13 protein-coding genes are annotated in these 14,832 nt (G+C 72.4%); 5 read left to right on the plus strand and 8 right to left on the minus strand.

The features are described from left to right. Positions 1 to 21: 21 nt before the first annotated feature. Together ACIQU4_RS24920 and ACIQU4_RS24925 are read right to left on the minus strand one after the other, a co-directional pair. Positions 22 to 963, minus strand: a complete 942-nt coding sequence (locus ACIQU4_RS24920) for a carbohydrate kinase family protein (RefSeq protein ID WP_403734639.1) — start codon at positions 961 to 963, stop codon at positions 22 to 24. Beyond that, positions 960 to 1,886, minus strand: a complete 927-nt coding sequence (locus ACIQU4_RS24925; RefSeq protein WP_403734642.1) for a pseudouridine-5'-phosphate glycosidase — start codon at positions 1,884 to 1,886, stop codon at positions 960 to 962. Before ACIQU4_RS24925 ends, ACIQU4_RS24920 begins: the two co-directional genes overlap by 4 nt. A 235-nt stretch (positions 1,887 to 2,121) precedes the next feature. Between ACIQU4_RS24925 and ACIQU4_RS24930 the strand changes: the two genes are divergently transcribed. Next, positions 2,122 to 2,484, plus strand: coding sequence for a cupin domain-containing protein (locus ACIQU4_RS24930; RefSeq protein ID WP_403734645.1), 363 nt, complete (start codon positions 2,122 to 2,124; stop codon positions 2,482 to 2,484). Here ACIQU4_RS24930 and ACIQU4_RS24935 read toward each other — a convergent pair. The 3 genes from ACIQU4_RS24935 to ACIQU4_RS24945 all read right to left on the minus strand — a co-directional run bounded on the left by ACIQU4_RS24935 (position 2,474) and on the right by ACIQU4_RS24945 (position 5,470). Continuing rightward, positions 2,474 to 3,778: an MFS transporter gene (locus ACIQU4_RS24935; RefSeq protein WP_403734648.1), complete on the minus strand. Its 1,305-nt coding sequence runs from the start codon at positions 3,776 to 3,778 to the stop codon at positions 2,474 to 2,476. The two genes, ACIQU4_RS24930 and ACIQU4_RS24935, sit on opposite strands and share 11 nt — an antisense overlap. 140 nt (positions 3,779 to 3,918) lie before the next feature. Continuing rightward, positions 3,919 to 4,482, minus strand: a complete 564-nt coding sequence (locus tag ACIQU4_RS24940) for a methylated-DNA--[protein]-cysteine S-methyltransferase (RefSeq protein WP_403734651.1) — start codon at positions 4,480 to 4,482, stop codon at positions 3,919 to 3,921. Positions 4,483 to 4,513: 31 nt separating this feature from the next. Continuing rightward, positions 4,514 to 5,470, minus strand: a complete 957-nt coding sequence (locus ACIQU4_RS24945) for a glycerophosphodiester phosphodiesterase (RefSeq protein ID WP_403734653.1) — start codon at positions 5,468 to 5,470, stop codon at positions 4,514 to 4,516. A 258-nt stretch (positions 5,471 to 5,728) separates the two neighbouring features. Here ACIQU4_RS24945 and uvrB point away from each other — a divergent pair, with 258 nt between their 5' ends. The 4 genes from uvrB to ACIQU4_RS24965 all read left to right on the plus strand — a co-directional run bounded on the left by uvrB (position 5,729) and on the right by ACIQU4_RS24965 (position 11,787). After that, entirely contained in the window at positions 5,729 to 7,897 is a 2,169-nt protein-coding gene (gene uvrB / locus ACIQU4_RS24950; RefSeq protein ID WP_403734656.1) for an excinuclease ABC subunit UvrB, read from the plus strand. Between the two features lie 86 nt (positions 7,898 to 7,983). Continuing rightward, positions 7,984 to 8,562 (plus strand): TerD family protein, encoded by a 579-nt coding sequence (locus ACIQU4_RS24955; protein WP_403734659.1) that lies wholly within the window; start codon positions 7,984 to 7,986, stop codon positions 8,560 to 8,562. 65 nt (positions 8,563 to 8,627) lie between these two features. Then, on the plus strand, positions 8,628 to 10,583 hold the full coding sequence (locus tag ACIQU4_RS24960) for a TerD family protein (RefSeq protein WP_403734662.1): 1,956 nt from the start codon (positions 8,628 to 8,630) through the stop codon (positions 10,581 to 10,583). Positions 10,584 to 10,803: 220 nt separating this feature from the next. Then, positions 10,804 to 11,787, plus strand: coding sequence for a TerC/Alx family metal homeostasis membrane protein (locus tag ACIQU4_RS24965; protein WP_403734665.1), 984 nt, complete (start codon positions 10,804 to 10,806; stop codon positions 11,785 to 11,787). Positions 11,788 to 11,817: 30 nt separating this feature from the next. Here the strand turns inward: ACIQU4_RS24965 and ACIQU4_RS24970 are convergent, their stop codons facing one another. The 3 genes from ACIQU4_RS24970 to ACIQU4_RS24980 form a co-directional block, all read right to left on the minus strand. Beyond that, positions 11,818 to 13,185, minus strand: coding sequence for an MFS transporter (locus ACIQU4_RS24970; protein WP_403734668.1), 1,368 nt, complete (start codon positions 13,183 to 13,185; stop codon positions 11,818 to 11,820). A 123-nt stretch (positions 13,186 to 13,308) separates the two neighbouring features. Next, positions 13,309 to 13,965, minus strand: coding sequence for an MBL fold metallo-hydrolase (locus ACIQU4_RS24975; protein ID WP_403734671.1), 657 nt, complete (start codon positions 13,963 to 13,965; stop codon positions 13,309 to 13,311). 9 nt (positions 13,966 to 13,974) lie between these two features. Then, positions 13,975 to 14,670, minus strand: a complete 696-nt coding sequence (locus ACIQU4_RS24980; protein ID WP_403734674.1) for a maleylpyruvate isomerase family mycothiol-dependent enzyme — start codon at positions 14,668 to 14,670, stop codon at positions 13,975 to 13,977. Between the last annotated feature and the right edge of the window lie 162 nt (positions 14,671 to 14,832).

Consider the following 14,832-nt stretch of genomic DNA (forward strand, 5'->3'; position numbering starts at 1 on the left):
CTGGTACGGACATGGCCGCCGCTACGGGCGCCCGCCCAGCCGGGTCACCGCCCGGGCGGCCGCGCGGCACCCGGCGCGGGCCGCGTCCGCCGGGGCCGCGCCCGCGAGCCGCGCCGCCAGGAACCCGCCGGTGAACGCGTCCCCGGCACCCGTCGAGTCCACCGCCTCCGCCGACTGCGCGGACACCTCGGCGGTCACCCGGCCCCCCTCCGCCACCAGCGCCCCGGCCGCACCCCGGGTGACCACCACCAGCGGTACCCGCAGGCTCAGTTCCGCCGCAGCCCGGTCCGCCCCGGCCGGCTCCGGCAGCCCGGCCAGCATCCGCGCCTCGTCCTCGTTGGGCAGCAGTACGCCGATCCCCGCCACGGCTTCGAGGAAGCGCTCCGGCCCCAGCCCGGCCAGGAACCCCGCCGAGGCCGGGTCCACGCTCACCGGCACCCCCCGGGCCCGGGCCGCCCGCAGCGCGACCAGGGCCAGCTCGCGGCTGCTGTCGGCGAAGAAGAGGTAGCCGGACAGGTGCAGATGGGCGGCCCCCTCCAGCAGGGCCGGAGCCCAGTCCTCCGGGGTGAGCCGCAGGGCGGCGCCGCTGTCGGTGAGGAAGGTGCGCTCCGCGTCCTTGCCGACCAGCGCCACGACCGTCCCGGTCGGTTCGGCCGGATCGATCACCAGCCGCGGCCGCACCCCCGAGTCCCGCAGGCACTGCTCGTGCCATCGGGCCGATTCGGTGCCGACCCGCGCCAGGAGGCGTACCTCCGCCACCCCCGAGTGGGCCGCCCAGCAGGCCGCGTTGGCACCGGCGCCGCCCGGCAGGGTCCGGATCCGCGCGGCCGTGTCCGTGGCCGGAGTCAGCGGCTCCGGATGCACCGCCACGATGTCCGTCACCACGTCCCCGACGACCAGCAGCGCCCCGGGCGCGGTGACGGACCCCGCCGCGCCCGGGGCGGCGGATGCGGGCCCCGTCACGGACGCGCCGCCCAGGCCCCCGCGATCCTGGCCCCGAGCGCCACGTTGCCCCGTACCGCCGCCAGGTTGGCCTCCAGCGAGGCCCCGCCCGTCGCCCGTACCAGGAACCCCAGCAGGAACGGGGTCACCGCCTGCCCCGTGATCCCGCGCGCGTGGCACTCCTCCAGGGCCTCGGCCAGGACCCGGTCGTGCAGTTCCGGATCCAACTGCTCGGCCTCCGCCACCGGATTGGCCACCAGCAGCGCCGATTCCGGGCCGCCGAGCGCGTCCTGAGCGGCCATCACCGCCGCCACTTCCTCCGGCCGGTGGACGGTCCAGTCGACCGGCTCGCCGGAACTGGCCAGGTAGAACCCGGGGAAACGTTCCGTCTCGTACCCCAGCACCCCCACCCCGAGCGTCTCCAGCCGCTGGAGCGTGGCCGGCACGTCCAGGATCGACTTCACCCCCGCGCACACCACCGTGATCCGGGTCCGCGCCAGCAGTGCCAGGTCCGCCGACTCGTCCTGCGTCTGCGCGTACTCGCGGTGTACGCCGCCCAGCCCGCCCGTGGCGAACACCCGCAGCCCGGCCCGCGCGGCCAGGAACGCCGTCGCGGACACCGTCGTCGCACCGGTCGCGCCCGTCGCGAGTGCGGGCGCCAGATCCCGGTGGCCGAGCTTGCGCACCCCCTCGCCGCCGGCGATCCGCTCCAGCTGCGCCTTGTCGAGGCCGGCGTACGCCACACCGTCGACGACGGCGATCGTGGCCGGAACCGCACCCTCGGCGCGCACCAGCGCCTCAAGTTCCGCGCCCACGGCGAGATTGCGGGGGCGGGGCAGACCGTGCGCGATGATCGTCGACTCCAGGGCCACGACGGGACGGCGCCGGTCGAGTGCCTCGCGGACCTCTTCGGACAGGACGGGGACCTCGGGTGATGTGTGCATGTCCCATCCATGGCACGGGATCCCCGCCCCCAAACGCCCGCCCGCCCACCGTTGCCGAACGTGTCCGAGTCGCGTTCCCCCGTGAACTCCCGGGACGCGCGCGCCTTCCGCGAAGAACTCGCCGAGGCCGGGTCGGAGCCGGGGGCCGGCTGGACAGGTTGACCTGTCCGGCGGGCGGAGCGTGGACGTTGTGGTCAGCGCGCCGCGCCGGAAGGGCGGATTAGGGTGACTCGGCATGAGCACCAGTGAGCACGGTCCCGCCTCGTTCGCCGTATCCGTACCGGACGCCGAACTCGAGGTCGAGGAGCTCGATCCCGGCCAGATCCTCTCCGGCGAGCCCGTCGTGACGGGCAAGGTGCTGTGGGAGTCCCCCGACGGCACTCAGGTGCGCGGCATCTGGCAGATCACCCCGGGTGTGGTCACCGACACCGAGGCCGACGAGCTGTTCGTCGTGGTCAGCGGCCGCGCCACCATCGAGGTCGAGGGCGGCGAGACCCTGGAGGTGGGCCCCGGCTCCGCCTGCGTGCTCCGGGAGGGCGACAAGACCACCTGGACCGTCCACGAGACGCTGCGCAAGGCGTACCACATCAGCTACTAGCGGCAGGGGCGGCCGGCGAGGGGGCGGGGTGGCGGCGCGCGGTGAACAGGGCCAGCGCCGCCATCGGCAGCAGCAGGGCCGCGCCGATCGCGTTCAGCCAGCCGTAGCCGGCGTGGGACATGACCAGGCCGGCGGCCGCGCCGCCCACGCCCGCGCAGGTGTTCATCGTGAGGTCGCTCAGGCCCTGTACGGCGGCCCGCGCGGCCTGCGGGACCGAGTCGGTGAGCAGGGCCGAGCCGGAGACCATGCCGGCGGACCAGCCGAGACCCAGGAGGAACAGGCCGATCGCACTCTGTGCGTGGCTCGGCCCGGCGGTGCCGGCGAGCAGGGCGGCCACCGACAGCAGGCCGGCCGCCAGGCCGATCACGGCGAGCCGGCCGACCCGGTCCGCGAGCCAGCCCATGACCGGCGAGAAGGCGAACATGCCGGCGATGTGACCGCTGATCACCAGGCCGACGAGCTCCAGGTTGGCGCCGTGGTGGCCCAGGTCGACCGGGGTCATCACCATGATCGAGACCATGGCGGTGTGTGACACCGCGACGGTGACCAGGGCCAGCCGCGCCCGCGGGGAGGCCTTGACGGCCGCGAACCCGGCGCGCAGCGAGCGGCCGCCCTTCGCCTGCTCCGCGGGCGAGGCCAGCGCCCGGGCCGTCAGCAGCGGGTCCGGCCGCAGGAACAGGCCGATCATCGTGCCGGTGAGGACGAAGACGGCGCCGGCCCAGACGAAGGGGCCCGCCGTCTCGGGTATGGAGGTACCGGCGAAACTGCGGCCGGCCGGGGCGGAGAGGTTGGGGCCGAGCACCGCGCCGAGGGTCGACGCCCAGACGACGACGGCGACGGCCCGGGCCCGGCGGTCCGGGGCCGCGAGGTCGGCGGCCGCGAAGCGGGCCTGGAGGTTGGCGGAGGAGGCGGCTCCGAAGGCGGCCATGCCGAGCATCAGTAGCGGGAAGCTCTTGATCGCGGCGGCGAGGACCACCAGGCCCGCGCCGACGGCGCCGATCCCGTACCCGAGGACCAGTCCCGGCCGCCGGCCACGCGCGGTCATCAGGGCGGCGAGCGGGAGCGAGACCGCAGCGGTGCCGATCACGGCGGCGGTGGAGGCGAAGCCGGACAGCGATTCGGTGCCGCTGACCTGCGTCGCGAGGACGGGGGCCAGGGCGATGCTGATCGGCACGCCGAGGCCGCCCAGCATCTGGCTCGCGATCAGCACCCCGGAGACACGGCGCTGGAGCCGGGGCAGGTCGGCCGGGCTCACGGGCGGGGCGGGGCGGTCGGTTCCGGGTATCGCGGTCATGCCGTCCACCCCCGTCGCGGCGGCGCGGGGCGGTGTACGGGCGCGGTGCGGCCGCAGGCGGTGGCAGTAGTCACCGCGGCAGTCTCCCACCCCTTACCGCCGGACGGAACGGGGGATGCACCCCCGCCCCCTGACACTCCCTAGAACAGGGGTTGCGGCAGGACGCCCTCCAGGGCCAGCAGGGTGCGCTTGGTCTCCACCCCGCCGCCGAAGCCGCCGATTCCGCCGTCGTTCTCCACGACCCGGTGGCAGGCCACCACCAGCGGCAGCGGGTTCGACCCCATGGCGTTGCCCACGGCCTGGGCCGCGCCCGGCTGGCCGACCCGGGCCGCGAGCTCCCCGTACCCGACGACCGCCCCGTAGGGCACCGAGCGGTCCAGCTCCTGGAGCACCTGCCGGTTGAAGCCGGAGCTGAGCCGCCAGTCCAGCGGCAGCTCGAAGCGCTTGAGCGCGCCCCCGAAGTACGCCTTCAGCTGGCGTATCGGCTCGGCCAGCAGCACCTCCTGGCCCGGTGCCGGGCGCCAGGCGTCGGCGCCGAGCCGGGATACGAGGGAGCCGATCATCTTGTCGACCCGGTCCGGCCCGGCATGGAACTCGACCCGGACCAGACCCTCCGGGGTCGCGGCCAGGAGCAGGGGGCCGATGTCGCTGGGGACGACGGCCCATTCGAGGTGCGGCCCGCGGGGCCGCTCGGTGCTGTCCACCCCTCCACCGTACGGGGAGGGTCCGACACCTTTAGTACGCGAGGTTCCCGAGCACCGCCTGGTGCACGACGTCCGGGGCGTTGGTGATGATCCCGTCCACGCCCATCCCCTGCACCTTCCGGGCCGTCGCCGCGTCGTCGACGATCCAGGTGTCCACCTCCATCGCCTTGCCGTGGGCGCCCGGCAGGCGGTGCACCGCAGCCACCCAGTCGGCCGAGATGGTGGTGTGCCACGGGTTGATCCGGTCCGTGAACTGGGCGTACTTCGGCAGGTCGGCGACGGTCGGGGTGCCCAGGAAGGCCGTCACGAGGTCCGGGCGCATGCTGTGCACGAGCCGTACGGAGTCGGCGCTGAAGCTCTGTACGACCAGGCGGCGCTGCGCGTGGTCCGTGTCGAGCCAGCCGGCCTCGTCCAGCACCTGGAGGGTCTGCTTCTCGATGCCGGGGTAGAGCTCGGGCTTCTTGATCTCCAGCAGCAGCCGCTGCCGGTTGCGCTGTACCCGGTCGAGGTACTCCCGCAGGGTCGGCACGCGCTCGCCCGCGAACTCCTCGCCGAACCAGCTGCCCGCGTCGAGCGTGGCGATCTCCGCCGCCGTGAAGTCCTTGACCCGCCAGGGCCCCCGGTCCGGGAATGCCTGCTCGACGTCGGTGGTCCGGGCCAGGGTGTCGTCGTGGACCACGACCAGCTCGCCGTCCTTGGTGCGCTGGACGTCGTTCTCGACCCAGTCGAAGCCCAGCCGCATCGCGAGGTCGATCGCCGCGAGCGTGTTCTCGGGGGCGTACGCGGAGGCCCCCCGGTGGGCGTACACGACAGGGCCCAGCAGCCCCGGGGCGCCGGCGGAGCCCGCAGGGCCGGCGGGACCCGCGGAGCCGGAGGGGGAGGAGGGGACGGAGGGGCCGGTGGCGGCGGACGAGGCCGTTCCGCCCAGCAGGGTCAGGGTGAAGCCCAGGAATGCGGCGGCGGCCGCGGCGGCGGGTCGGACGTACATGTGCGTTCTCCTCGTTTCGGGAGCCCTGTTCCTGCGTCAGACGCGTGCGGACTGACAGACGTTGCGGCGATGCACCACACGGGGGACCTCTACGGCGATCATGCGGTTGAAGATCACCGGGCCGCCACCGAACTACGACAAACGGACCAGAAAGGAGGACTTCCGCCCCGTCCGCCGGACGCGCCCGGCCGGACCTGCCGCAGCGCCCCGGACCGGCGCGGCTGCGTGAGTGTCAGTGGGGGGTCGTACGGTGGACTCATGCGGCCCGTATCGAAGATCGAACGCACGGTGGCGCCTTTCGAGGTCGTCAGCTCCTACCAGCCCAGCGGCGACCAGCCGGCGGCCATCGCCGAGCTGGAGAAGCGCATCCGTGCAGGTGAGAAGGATGTCGTCCTGCTGGGTGCGACCGGCACCGGCAAGTCGGCGACCACGGCCTGGATGATCGAGAAGCTCCAGCGCCCGACCTTGGTGATGGCGCCGAACAAGACGCTCGCCGCCCAGCTGGCGAACGAGTTCCGCGAGCTCCTGCCGAACAACGCCGTCGAGTACTTCGTCTCGTACTACGACTACTACCAGCCCGAGGCGTACGTACCGCAGTCGGACACCTACATCGAGAAGGACTCCTCGATCAACGAGGAGGTGGAGCGGCTGCGCCACTCCGCGACCAACTCGCTCCTCACCCGGCGCGACGTGATCGTCGTCGCCTCCGTGTCCTGCATCTACGGCCTCGGCACCCCGCAGGAGTACGTCGACCGGATGGTCCCCCTCAAGGTCGGCGAGGAGATGGACCGGGACCAGCTGCTGCGCCGCTTCGTCGACATCCAGTACACGCGCAACGACGTGGCCTTCACCCGCGGCACCTTCCGCGTGCGCGGCGACACCATCGAGATCTTCCCGGTCTACGAGGAACTGGCCGTCCGTATCGAGATGTTCGGCGACGAGATCGAGGCCCTGTCCACCCTGCACCCGCTGACCGGCGAGGTCATCAGCGAGGACCGCGAGCTGTACGTCTTCCCCGCCAGCCACTACGTCGCCGGCCCCGAGCGCATGGAGAAGGCGGTCCGCGGGATCGAGGCGGAGCTGGCCGAGCGCCTTGACGAGCTGGAGAAGCAGGGCAAGATGCTGGAGGCCCAGCGGCTGCGCATGCGCACCACGTACGACCTGGAGATGATGCGCCAGATCGGGTCCTGCTCCGGCATCGAGAACTACTCGCTGCACATGGACGACCGCGAGCGCGGCTCCGCGCCCAACACCCTCATCGACTACTTCCCCGAGGACTTCCTCCTCGTCATCGACGAGTCGCACGTCACCGTGCCGCAGATCGGCGCGATGTACGAGGGCGACGCCTCGCGCAAGCGGACCCTGGTCGACCACGGCTTCCGGCTGCCCTCCGCGCTCGACAACCGGCCGCTGAAGTGGGAGGAGTTCCAGGAGCGGATCGGCCAGACGGTCTACCTGTCGGCGACCCCCGGCAAGTACGAGCTCTCCCGCGGCGACGGCTTCGTCGAGCAGATCATCCGCCCCACCGGCCTCATCGACCCCGAGGTCGTGGTCAAGCCCACCGAGGGGCAGATCGACGACCTGGTCCACGAGATCCGGCAGCGGGTGGAGAAGGACGAGCGCGTCCTGGTCACCACCCTCACCAAGAAGATGGCCGAGGACCTCACGGACTACTTCCTGGAGCTCGGCATCCAGGTGCGCTACCTGCACAGCGACGTCGACACGCTGCGCCGCATCGAGCTGCTGCGCGAGCTGCGAGCCGGCGAGTACGACGTCCTGGTCGGCATCAACCTGCTGCGCGAGGGCCTCGACCTGCCCGAGGTGTCCCTGGTGGCGATCCTGGACGCCGACAAACAGGGCTTCCTGCGCTCCGGCACCTCGCTGATCCAGACCATCGGCCGCGCGGCGCGCAACGTCTCCGGCCAGGTCCACATGTACGCGGACAGCATCACCCCGGCCATGGCCCAGGCGATCGACGAGACGAACCGCCGCCGGGAGAAGCAGGTCGCGTACAACACGGCGAACGGGATCGACCCGCAGCCGCTGCGCAAGAAGATCAACGACATCGTCGCCACCATCGCCCGCGAGGAGCTGGACACCGAACAGCTGCTCGGCACCGGGTACCGCCAGGGGAAGGACGGCAAGGGCGCCAAGGCTCCCGTGCCCGCGCTCGGCGTGGTCAAGGCGGGCCAGGTCACGGTGGGCGGCAAGGCGGTCAAGGGCGCCAAGGCGGCCAGGGCGGCCAAGGAAGCCGCCGTGCTGACGGACCGTCCGGCCGAGGAACTCGCGGCGCTCATCGAGCAGATGACCGAGCGCATGCGCGGAGCGGCCGCCGAGCTCCAGTTCGAGGTCGCGGCCCGGATCCGCGACGAGGTGGGCGAGCTGAAGAAGGAGCTGCGACAGATGAGGGAAGCGGGCCTCGCCTGACCCGGAGCCGGTCAGTAGGGTTGGCAACAGCCGCAGGTACACATGCGCACCCACATCGGGGGCGGGCTAGGGAGAGGGGACAGCGCGTGACGGTCAACATGACCAAGGGTCAGGCCATCAGTCTGCAGAAGCAGGACGGGGGCACGCTGACCGCGGTCCGGATGGGCCTCGGCTGGCAGGCCGCCAAGCGCCGCGGACTGTTCGGCTCGCGGACCCGGGAGATCGACCTGGACGCGTCGGCGGTCCTCTTCGCCGACAAGCAGCCGGTGGACGTGGTGTTCTTCCGCCACCTGCAGAGCGACGACGGCTCGGTCCGGCACACCGGTGACAACCTCGTCGGCGGCGCCGGCCAGGGCGGGGACGACGAGTCGATCCTCGTCGACCTCCAGCGTGTGCCGGTGCACATCGACCAGATCGTCTTCACGGTGAACTCGTTCACCGGCCAGACGTTCCAGGAGGTGCAGAACGCGTTCTGCCGCATCGTCGACGAGACCAACGGCCAGGAGCTGGCGCGCTACACGCTGGACGGCGGCGGCCAGTACACCGCGCAGATCATGGCGAAGGTGTCGCGCGCCGGCAGCGGCTGGCAGATGACGGCCCTCGGCAACCCGGCCAACGGCCGGACCTTCCAGGACCTGATGCCGTCGATCCTGCCGCACCTGTAAGCGGCACCGGAACAGAGCAGAACAGAACAGAACAGACGAGCAAGGGCACGGGGGAGGGCTGCACGATGACGGCCGAACTGGTCCGGGGGCAGAACCGCCCCCTGTCCCGGACGCGGGTGGAGATCAGGGTCTCGGCGGGCACGCCCGTGCTGGCCCTGGCCTCGGCCTGCGATGACGCCGGCCGGCTGGCCGGCCCCGAATCGGTGGCCCACCCCGGCGCCCGGAGCCTGCCCGGACTTCAGGTGCCGGGGGCGGTGGCGGGCGAGCACCGCTTCGCCGTCGACCTCGATGCCGTCGCGCCCTCCGTGCACCGGCTCGGGGTGGTCCTCGTCCTGCCGCCCGGCGGGCCGGCGCGGTTCGGCGCGGCCCCCGCGTCGTACGTGGCCGTGGCCGACCCGGAGGGCGCCGAGCTCGCCGGGTACACGCTGACCGGGCTGGACGCCGAGACCGCCGTCGTGGCCCTGGAGCTCTACCGGCGCCAGGGCGCCTGGAAGGTCCGCGCGGTGGGCCAGGGGTATGCCGACGGGCTCGGCGCGCTGCTGGCCGACGCGGGGCTGGCCGCACCGGCCGCCATCGCCCTGGCCGCCGCCGTCGTGGGAGCGGCCGCGCGGGACGAGGCCGCGCTCACCACCGCGCCCGTGCCCACCGGCGCCGCCCCCGCGGTCCCGCTCGGCCTTCCGGAACCGCAGGACGGCCCACCGACCCTGAGCGCACCCGCACTGAACGAACCCGCACTGAACGAACCCGCACTGAACGAACCCACACTCAACGCACCCGCACTTGACGCACCCACGCTTGACTACGTGCACCCGCGCCGGCGCCGCAGCACCACCGAGCCGCCCGAACCGGCGCCGCAGTCCGCCGAGCCCGCGCAGCCCGGCCGGCCCCCCGCCCCGGTCGCGGGCGACGCGAGCGGCTGGTCCCTGGACGAACGGCTCTACAACCAGGTCTGGGGCATGTTCGAGGACCTGGCCCGGTCGGTGGCCGCCTACCGCAGCGCCTGTGACTTCGCCGAGTCCCGGATGGACCGAGAGCTCGACGAGGCGCTGTCCGACCCCCGCCACCGCCTCGCGGGCTCCGGCAACGCCGCCCGCGACGCGGCCCGCGCCCGCCACGACGAGCTCGTCGCCCAGGCCAAGGCCGTGCTCGACCGGGACCTCACGCAGCTGATCGCCGAGTCCGAGGTGGTCGAGCCCGCGCTGCCGGCCCCGTACGCCCGCTGGGCCAACCCCGTCTGGCACGGGCACGGGGCTCCCGAGGAGGCCCCGATGGCCCTGCGCCTCGGCGACCTGCACCTGCCCGAGCGGCCCGACCTGCGCATCCCCATGCTGGTGCGGGCCCCGCTGGAGCGCGGGCTGTGGATCGACAACGGCCGCACCGGCTCCGAGGCCGCGATGACCATGGACACCGACCGGCTGCGCCGGGCCGCCATGGACATGGCCGTCGCCCACGCGGTCCGGCTGCTCGCGGTCCACCCCGGCGACCGGTTCTCCGTGCACGTCATCGACGCGGCCGGGGCGGGGGCCGCCTCGCTGGCGCCGCTCGTCGCGGCCGGGGTGCTGGCCGGGCCGCCCGCCGCCGGGGCCTCCGGGGTCACCCGGACCCTGGAGGCGCTGACCCGCCGGGTGGACCTCGTACAGATGGCCGTCCGGGCCGGGGCCCCCGAGGACCTGCCGCCCGATGTGGACCTCGCCGATCAGCTGCTGATCGTGCACGACTTCCCGCACGGGTTCGACGACCGGGCCGTCACCCGGTTGCGCTACCTGGCCGACGAGGGTCCGGCGGTCGGCGTACACCTGCTGATGGTGGCGGACCGTGACGAGGCCTCGGCGTACGGGCCGCTGCTGGATCCGCTGTGGCGCTCGCTGATGCGGCTGTCGCCGGTGCCGGACAACCACCTCGCCGATCCGTGGGTCGGCCATGCCTGGACCTTCGAGCCGGACCTGCCGCCGCCGGGCAGCCGGGTCCTGGAACAGACCCTGGAGCGGATCGCCGCCGCCCGGCGCGATGCCCGCCCATGACCTTTCCTTGGCCTTCCCTTTACCTTTGCCTGCTCTGACGGGTACCCTGGGGCACGCGGAGGGGAGTATTCCTGCTTTCCTGCTACGGCGTACCCGTCAATACGGACCAGTCGGTCCCGGGGCGCCGGCCCACGGCCTCCAGGCCGCCCGGGTGGAAGAGACCTCCGGCAGCGATGACGCTGACATGTGTGCTGAGCCATCTGCCGGAGGCGAATAAGCAGTGGATGTTTCGTGGACCCTCTGGGTGCTGACCATTCTCGGTCTGTGCATCCTGATCGGCGCCGATTTCTTCATCGGCCGCAAACCGCACGACGTATCGATCAAGGAAGCGGGCATCTGGACGGTCGTCTGGATCGTGCTCGCCGCACTCTTCGGCCTCGGACTGTGGTTCTTCGGCAACGGCCAGGCCTCGCAGGAGTTCTTCGCGGGCTTCATCACCGAGAAGTCCCTGAGCGTCGACAACCTCTTCGTCTTCGTCCTGATCATGGCGAAGTTCGCGGTGCCCTCCCACCTCCAGCAGCGCGTCCTGCTGGTGGGCGTGCTGATCGCCCTGGTGCTGCGCGCGATCTTCATCGCCGCCGGCGCGGCGATCATCGCCAGCTTCTCGTGGGTCTTCTACATCTTCGGCGCCTTCCTGATCTACACCGCCTGGAAGCTGATCCAGGAGGCGCGCAAGGACGAGGACGAGGAGGAGTTCGAGGAGAACCGCCTCCTCAAGTCCGTCGAGAAGAAGTTCGGCGTCGCCGACAAGTACCACGGCACCAAGCTGTTCATCGAGAACAACAGCAAGCGCGTCCTGACCCCGCTGATGGTCGTCATGCTCGCCATCGGCACCACCGACGTGCTGTTCGCCCTGGACTCGATCCCCGCGATCTTCGGCCTCACCCAGGACCCGTACATCGTGTTCACGGCCAACGCCTTCGCCCTGATGGGTCTGCGCCAGCTGTACTTCCTCATCGGCGGCCTGCTCAAGAAGCTGGTCCACCTCAGCTACGGCCTGTCGATCATCCTCGGCTTCATCGGCGTCAAGCTGGTGCTCCACGCCCTGCACGAGTCCGGGCTGGACGTCCCGGTCGTCTCGATCCCGGTCTCCCTCGGCGTCATCTGCGGTGTCCTCGTGATCACTACGATCACCAGCCTGATCGCCTCGAAGAAGCAGGCGGCCGCCGAGGCCGCCGCCCGCCCGGAGAGCATCGACGCGTAGGAACCATCGGGACCGTAGGGCCCCGAGGGGCTACGCGGGGGCGGCCGCTTCGGCCGCCCCCGTTCCCTTGTCCGCGCCCGCCCGCGCCCGCACGACCGCCGGGTTCGTCTCCGGCAGCAGCGCGAAGCAGACCAGGCTGAGCAGGGCGATCCCGCTCAGGTACACGGCCACGCCCCAGGGCGGACCGGAGCCGCCCGCCAGCGCCGTCGCGACGATCGGGGTCAGCGCCCCGCCCAGCACCCCGCCCAGGTTGTAGCCCACGGCCGCGCCCGTGCAGCGGATCCGCGGGGCGTACAGCTCCGGCACGTAGGCGCCCACCACGGCGAACATCGTCACCATGCCCAGCAGCCCGCCGAGGCAGCCCAGCGTCATCAGCAGCGGGTCCGCCGTCCCCAGCAGCGCGACGAACGGGAACATCCACACCAGGCACATCGCGCTGCCGATCAGGCAGAGCGGCCGCCGGCCGTACCGGTCGCCGAGCACCGCCACCAGCGGGGTCAGCAGGGCCTTCAGCGCGACGGCCGCCATGATGCAGGCCAGCATCACCGTGCGGTCGACCCTCAGGTGCTCGGTGGCGTACGCGAGGGACCAGGTGGTGACCGCGTAGAAGACCGCGTACCCGACGGACAGGGCCCCGCCGGTCAGCAGGACCAGCCGCCAGTGCCCGCGTACGACCTCGGACAGCGGGGCGTCGGAGCGCCGGCCGGTCTCCGCGAGGGCGCGGAACTGCGGGGTCTCCTCCACCGAGCGGCGCAGCCACAGCCCGGCGAGGGCCAGTACGCCCGCCGCCCAGAACGGTACGCGCCAGCCCCAGGACGTGAACTGCGCGTCGGTCAGCGTCGCGGACAGGGTGAGGATCATGCCGTTGGCCAGCAGGAAGCCCACCGGCGGGCCGACCTGCGGGAAGCTCGCCCACAGCCCGCGCCGCTGCTCGGGGGCGTGCTCGGCGGTCAGCAGGACCGCGCCGCCCCATTCACCGCCGAGGCCGAGGCCCTGGAGGAAGCGCAGCACGAGCAGGAGCAGGGGCGCCGCCATGCCGATCGTCGCGTACGTGGGCACGCAGCCGACGGCGACCGTGGCGAGGCCGGTGAGCAGCAGGGAGCCGAGCAGGACCGGGCGCCGGCCGTACCGGTCGCCGATGTGCCCGAAGAGCACCGAGCCCAGGGGACGGGCGAGGAAGCCGATGCCGAAGGTGCCGAAGGCGGCGAGGGTCCCGGCGAGCGGGGAGAAGGACGGGAAGAACAGCGGGCCGAGCACGAGGGCCGCGGCCGTGCCGTAGACGAAGAAGTCGTAGAACTCGATGGCGGTGCCGGCGAGCGAGGCCGTCGCCAGCCGCAGCATCGAGGGCGGGCGGGCGACCGCGCGGCGGGGGAGGGCGGGGGAGGGGTCTTGTTGCATGGTGCAGCAACTACCCCGCCCCACACCCCCAGGACGTGCGTTCGGTCATCTTCGACCGGAAGGAGTGCTTCCTGTCGCGGTGTTGACCGGGACCGCTCCGACCGGCCGCGGACCGGCCGCCTGTTACCAGCCGCGCTCGCGCCACTCGGCCAGGTGCGGCCGCTCGGCGCCGAGCGTGGTGTCGTTGCCGTGTCCCGGGTAGACCCAGGTCTCGTCCGACAGCTGCTCGAAGAGCTTGTGCTGGACGTCGTCGACCAGTTGCTCGAAGGCCTTCGGGTCGCCCCACGTGTTGCCGACGCCGCCGGGGAAGAGGCAGTCGCCGGTGAACACGTGCGCGTGCCCGTGCGGGTCGTCGTAGATCAGGGCGATCGAGCCGGGGGTGTGGCCGACCAGGTGGCGGGCGGTCAGCGTGACCCGTCCGACGGTGACCGTGTCCCCGTCCGCCACCGGCACGTCGGTCGGCACCGGGATGCCCTCGGCGTCGTGGACGCCCGCGTACGTACGGGCGCCGGTCGCCTCGACGACCTCCGCGAGTGCGCCCCAGTGGTCGCCGTGCCGGTGGGTGGTGACGACGGAGGCGATGCCGTCGTCACCGATCAGGTTCAGCAGGGTCTCCGGCTCGGCGGCCGCGTCGATCAGCAGCTGCTCGTCGGTGGCCCGGCAGCGCAGCAGGTACGCGTTGTTGTTCATGGGGCCCACCGCGACCTTGGAAATCATCAGGTCCGGGAGTTCGTGCACGTCGGCCGGACCGCCGACCTTGACTGCTCCGCTGTACGTCATGTCCTGATCCTAGAGCGGGGGGAGCGTCGGGAGGGGGCCGCCGACGACAGTGAGGTGTGCGCCCCCGTCCCCGCGGCCGGCGAGCCAGCCGAGGAGCTCGGCTCCGGTGCCGAGCAGGGTGACCGGGCCGCCCTCGGTGCCGCCCGTGTGCCAGGTGGAGTCGCCGTCGCCTTCGAGGCGGAGCGTCACCGGGGGGACCTCCGGGCGTCCGGACCAGCGGTCGGCGAGGAAGGCGATCTCACGGGCGGTGAAATCCTGCGGGAGGTCGGAGAGCTCGTAGCCGATGTTCAGGTCGACGTGGTGCAGCTCCACCTCGACGAGGCGGCGGAACGGCACGTTCGAAGCCAGGTCGGTGACCCCGTTGCGCAGCTCGACGGTGCGCGACCAGTCCTGGTCCTGCTCGGTCTGCGCCAGGAAGCCGGCGTGGGTCGCGCGCACGTCGGCGAGCTGGACCTCCAGCGGGCGCGGGGCGTCGCGCTCGATGTCGGAGTCGCGGGCCTCGGCGCTCTCGTACATCGGGCGGCCGGCGAAGACGTTGACGAGGGCGTCCGCGTTGCGTGCCAGGTGGGCCAGTACGTGGCCGCGGGTCCAGCCCGGCAGATGTGACTCTTCGGCCAGGGCCGCGTTGTCCAGTTTCGCGAGAGCGGTCAGCATTCGGTCCGTGGCTTCACGTACAGATCGCAGGTCGCGCACATGATCAGTCATGGATCCGAGCCTAGTGCCGCGGACCCTCGGCCACACGAACGGGTGAACCCGTCTGCCGAGTGCCGTAAATCGAATGTGCGTGCTATACGCTCGAAGTCCAAGCTCTTCTCCATCGCAGAGGCGCCCACCCAGCCAGCCGTACGCTGGACAGTCGGGGGCCCC

This window comes from Streptomyces sp. NPDC090741 (assembly GCF_044769045.1).
Classification (GTDB): Bacteria; Actinomycetota; Actinomycetes; order Streptomycetales; family Streptomycetaceae; genus Streptomyces.

Bases quoted from the DNA above. Each gene is read 5' to 3' on its own strand.
- ACIQU4_RS24960 (WP_403734662.1), top strand. From the start codon at position 8,628: ATGACGGCCGAACTGGTCCGGGGGCAGAACCGCCCCCTGTCCCGGACG.
- uvrB (WP_403734656.1), top strand. From the start codon at position 5,729: ATGCGGCCCGTATCGAAGATCGAACGCACGGTGGCGCCTTTCGAGGTC.
- ACIQU4_RS24930 (WP_403734645.1), top strand. From the start codon at position 2,122: ATGAGCACCAGTGAGCACGGTCCCGCCTCGTTCGCCGTATCCGTACCG.
- ACIQU4_RS24970 (WP_403734668.1), bottom strand. From the start codon at position 13,185: ATGCAACAAGACCCCTCCCCCGCCCTCCCCCGCCGCGCGGTCGCCCGC.
- ACIQU4_RS24925 (WP_403734642.1), bottom strand. From the start codon at position 1,886: ATGCACACATCACCCGAGGTCCCCGTCCTGTCCGAAGAGGTCCGCGAG.
- ACIQU4_RS24980 (WP_403734674.1), bottom strand. From the start codon at position 14,670: ATGACTGATCATGTGCGCGACCTGCGATCTGTACGTGAAGCCACGGAC.
- ACIQU4_RS24975 (WP_403734671.1), bottom strand. From the start codon at position 13,965: ATGACGTACAGCGGAGCAGTCAAGGTCGGCGGTCCGGCCGACGTGCAC.
- ACIQU4_RS24935 (WP_403734648.1), bottom strand. From the start codon at position 3,778: ATGACCGCGATACCCGGAACCGACCGCCCCGCCCCGCCCGTGAGCCCG.
- ACIQU4_RS24945 (WP_403734653.1), bottom strand. From the start codon at position 5,470: ATGTACGTCCGACCCGCCGCCGCGGCCGCCGCCGCATTCCTGGGCTTC.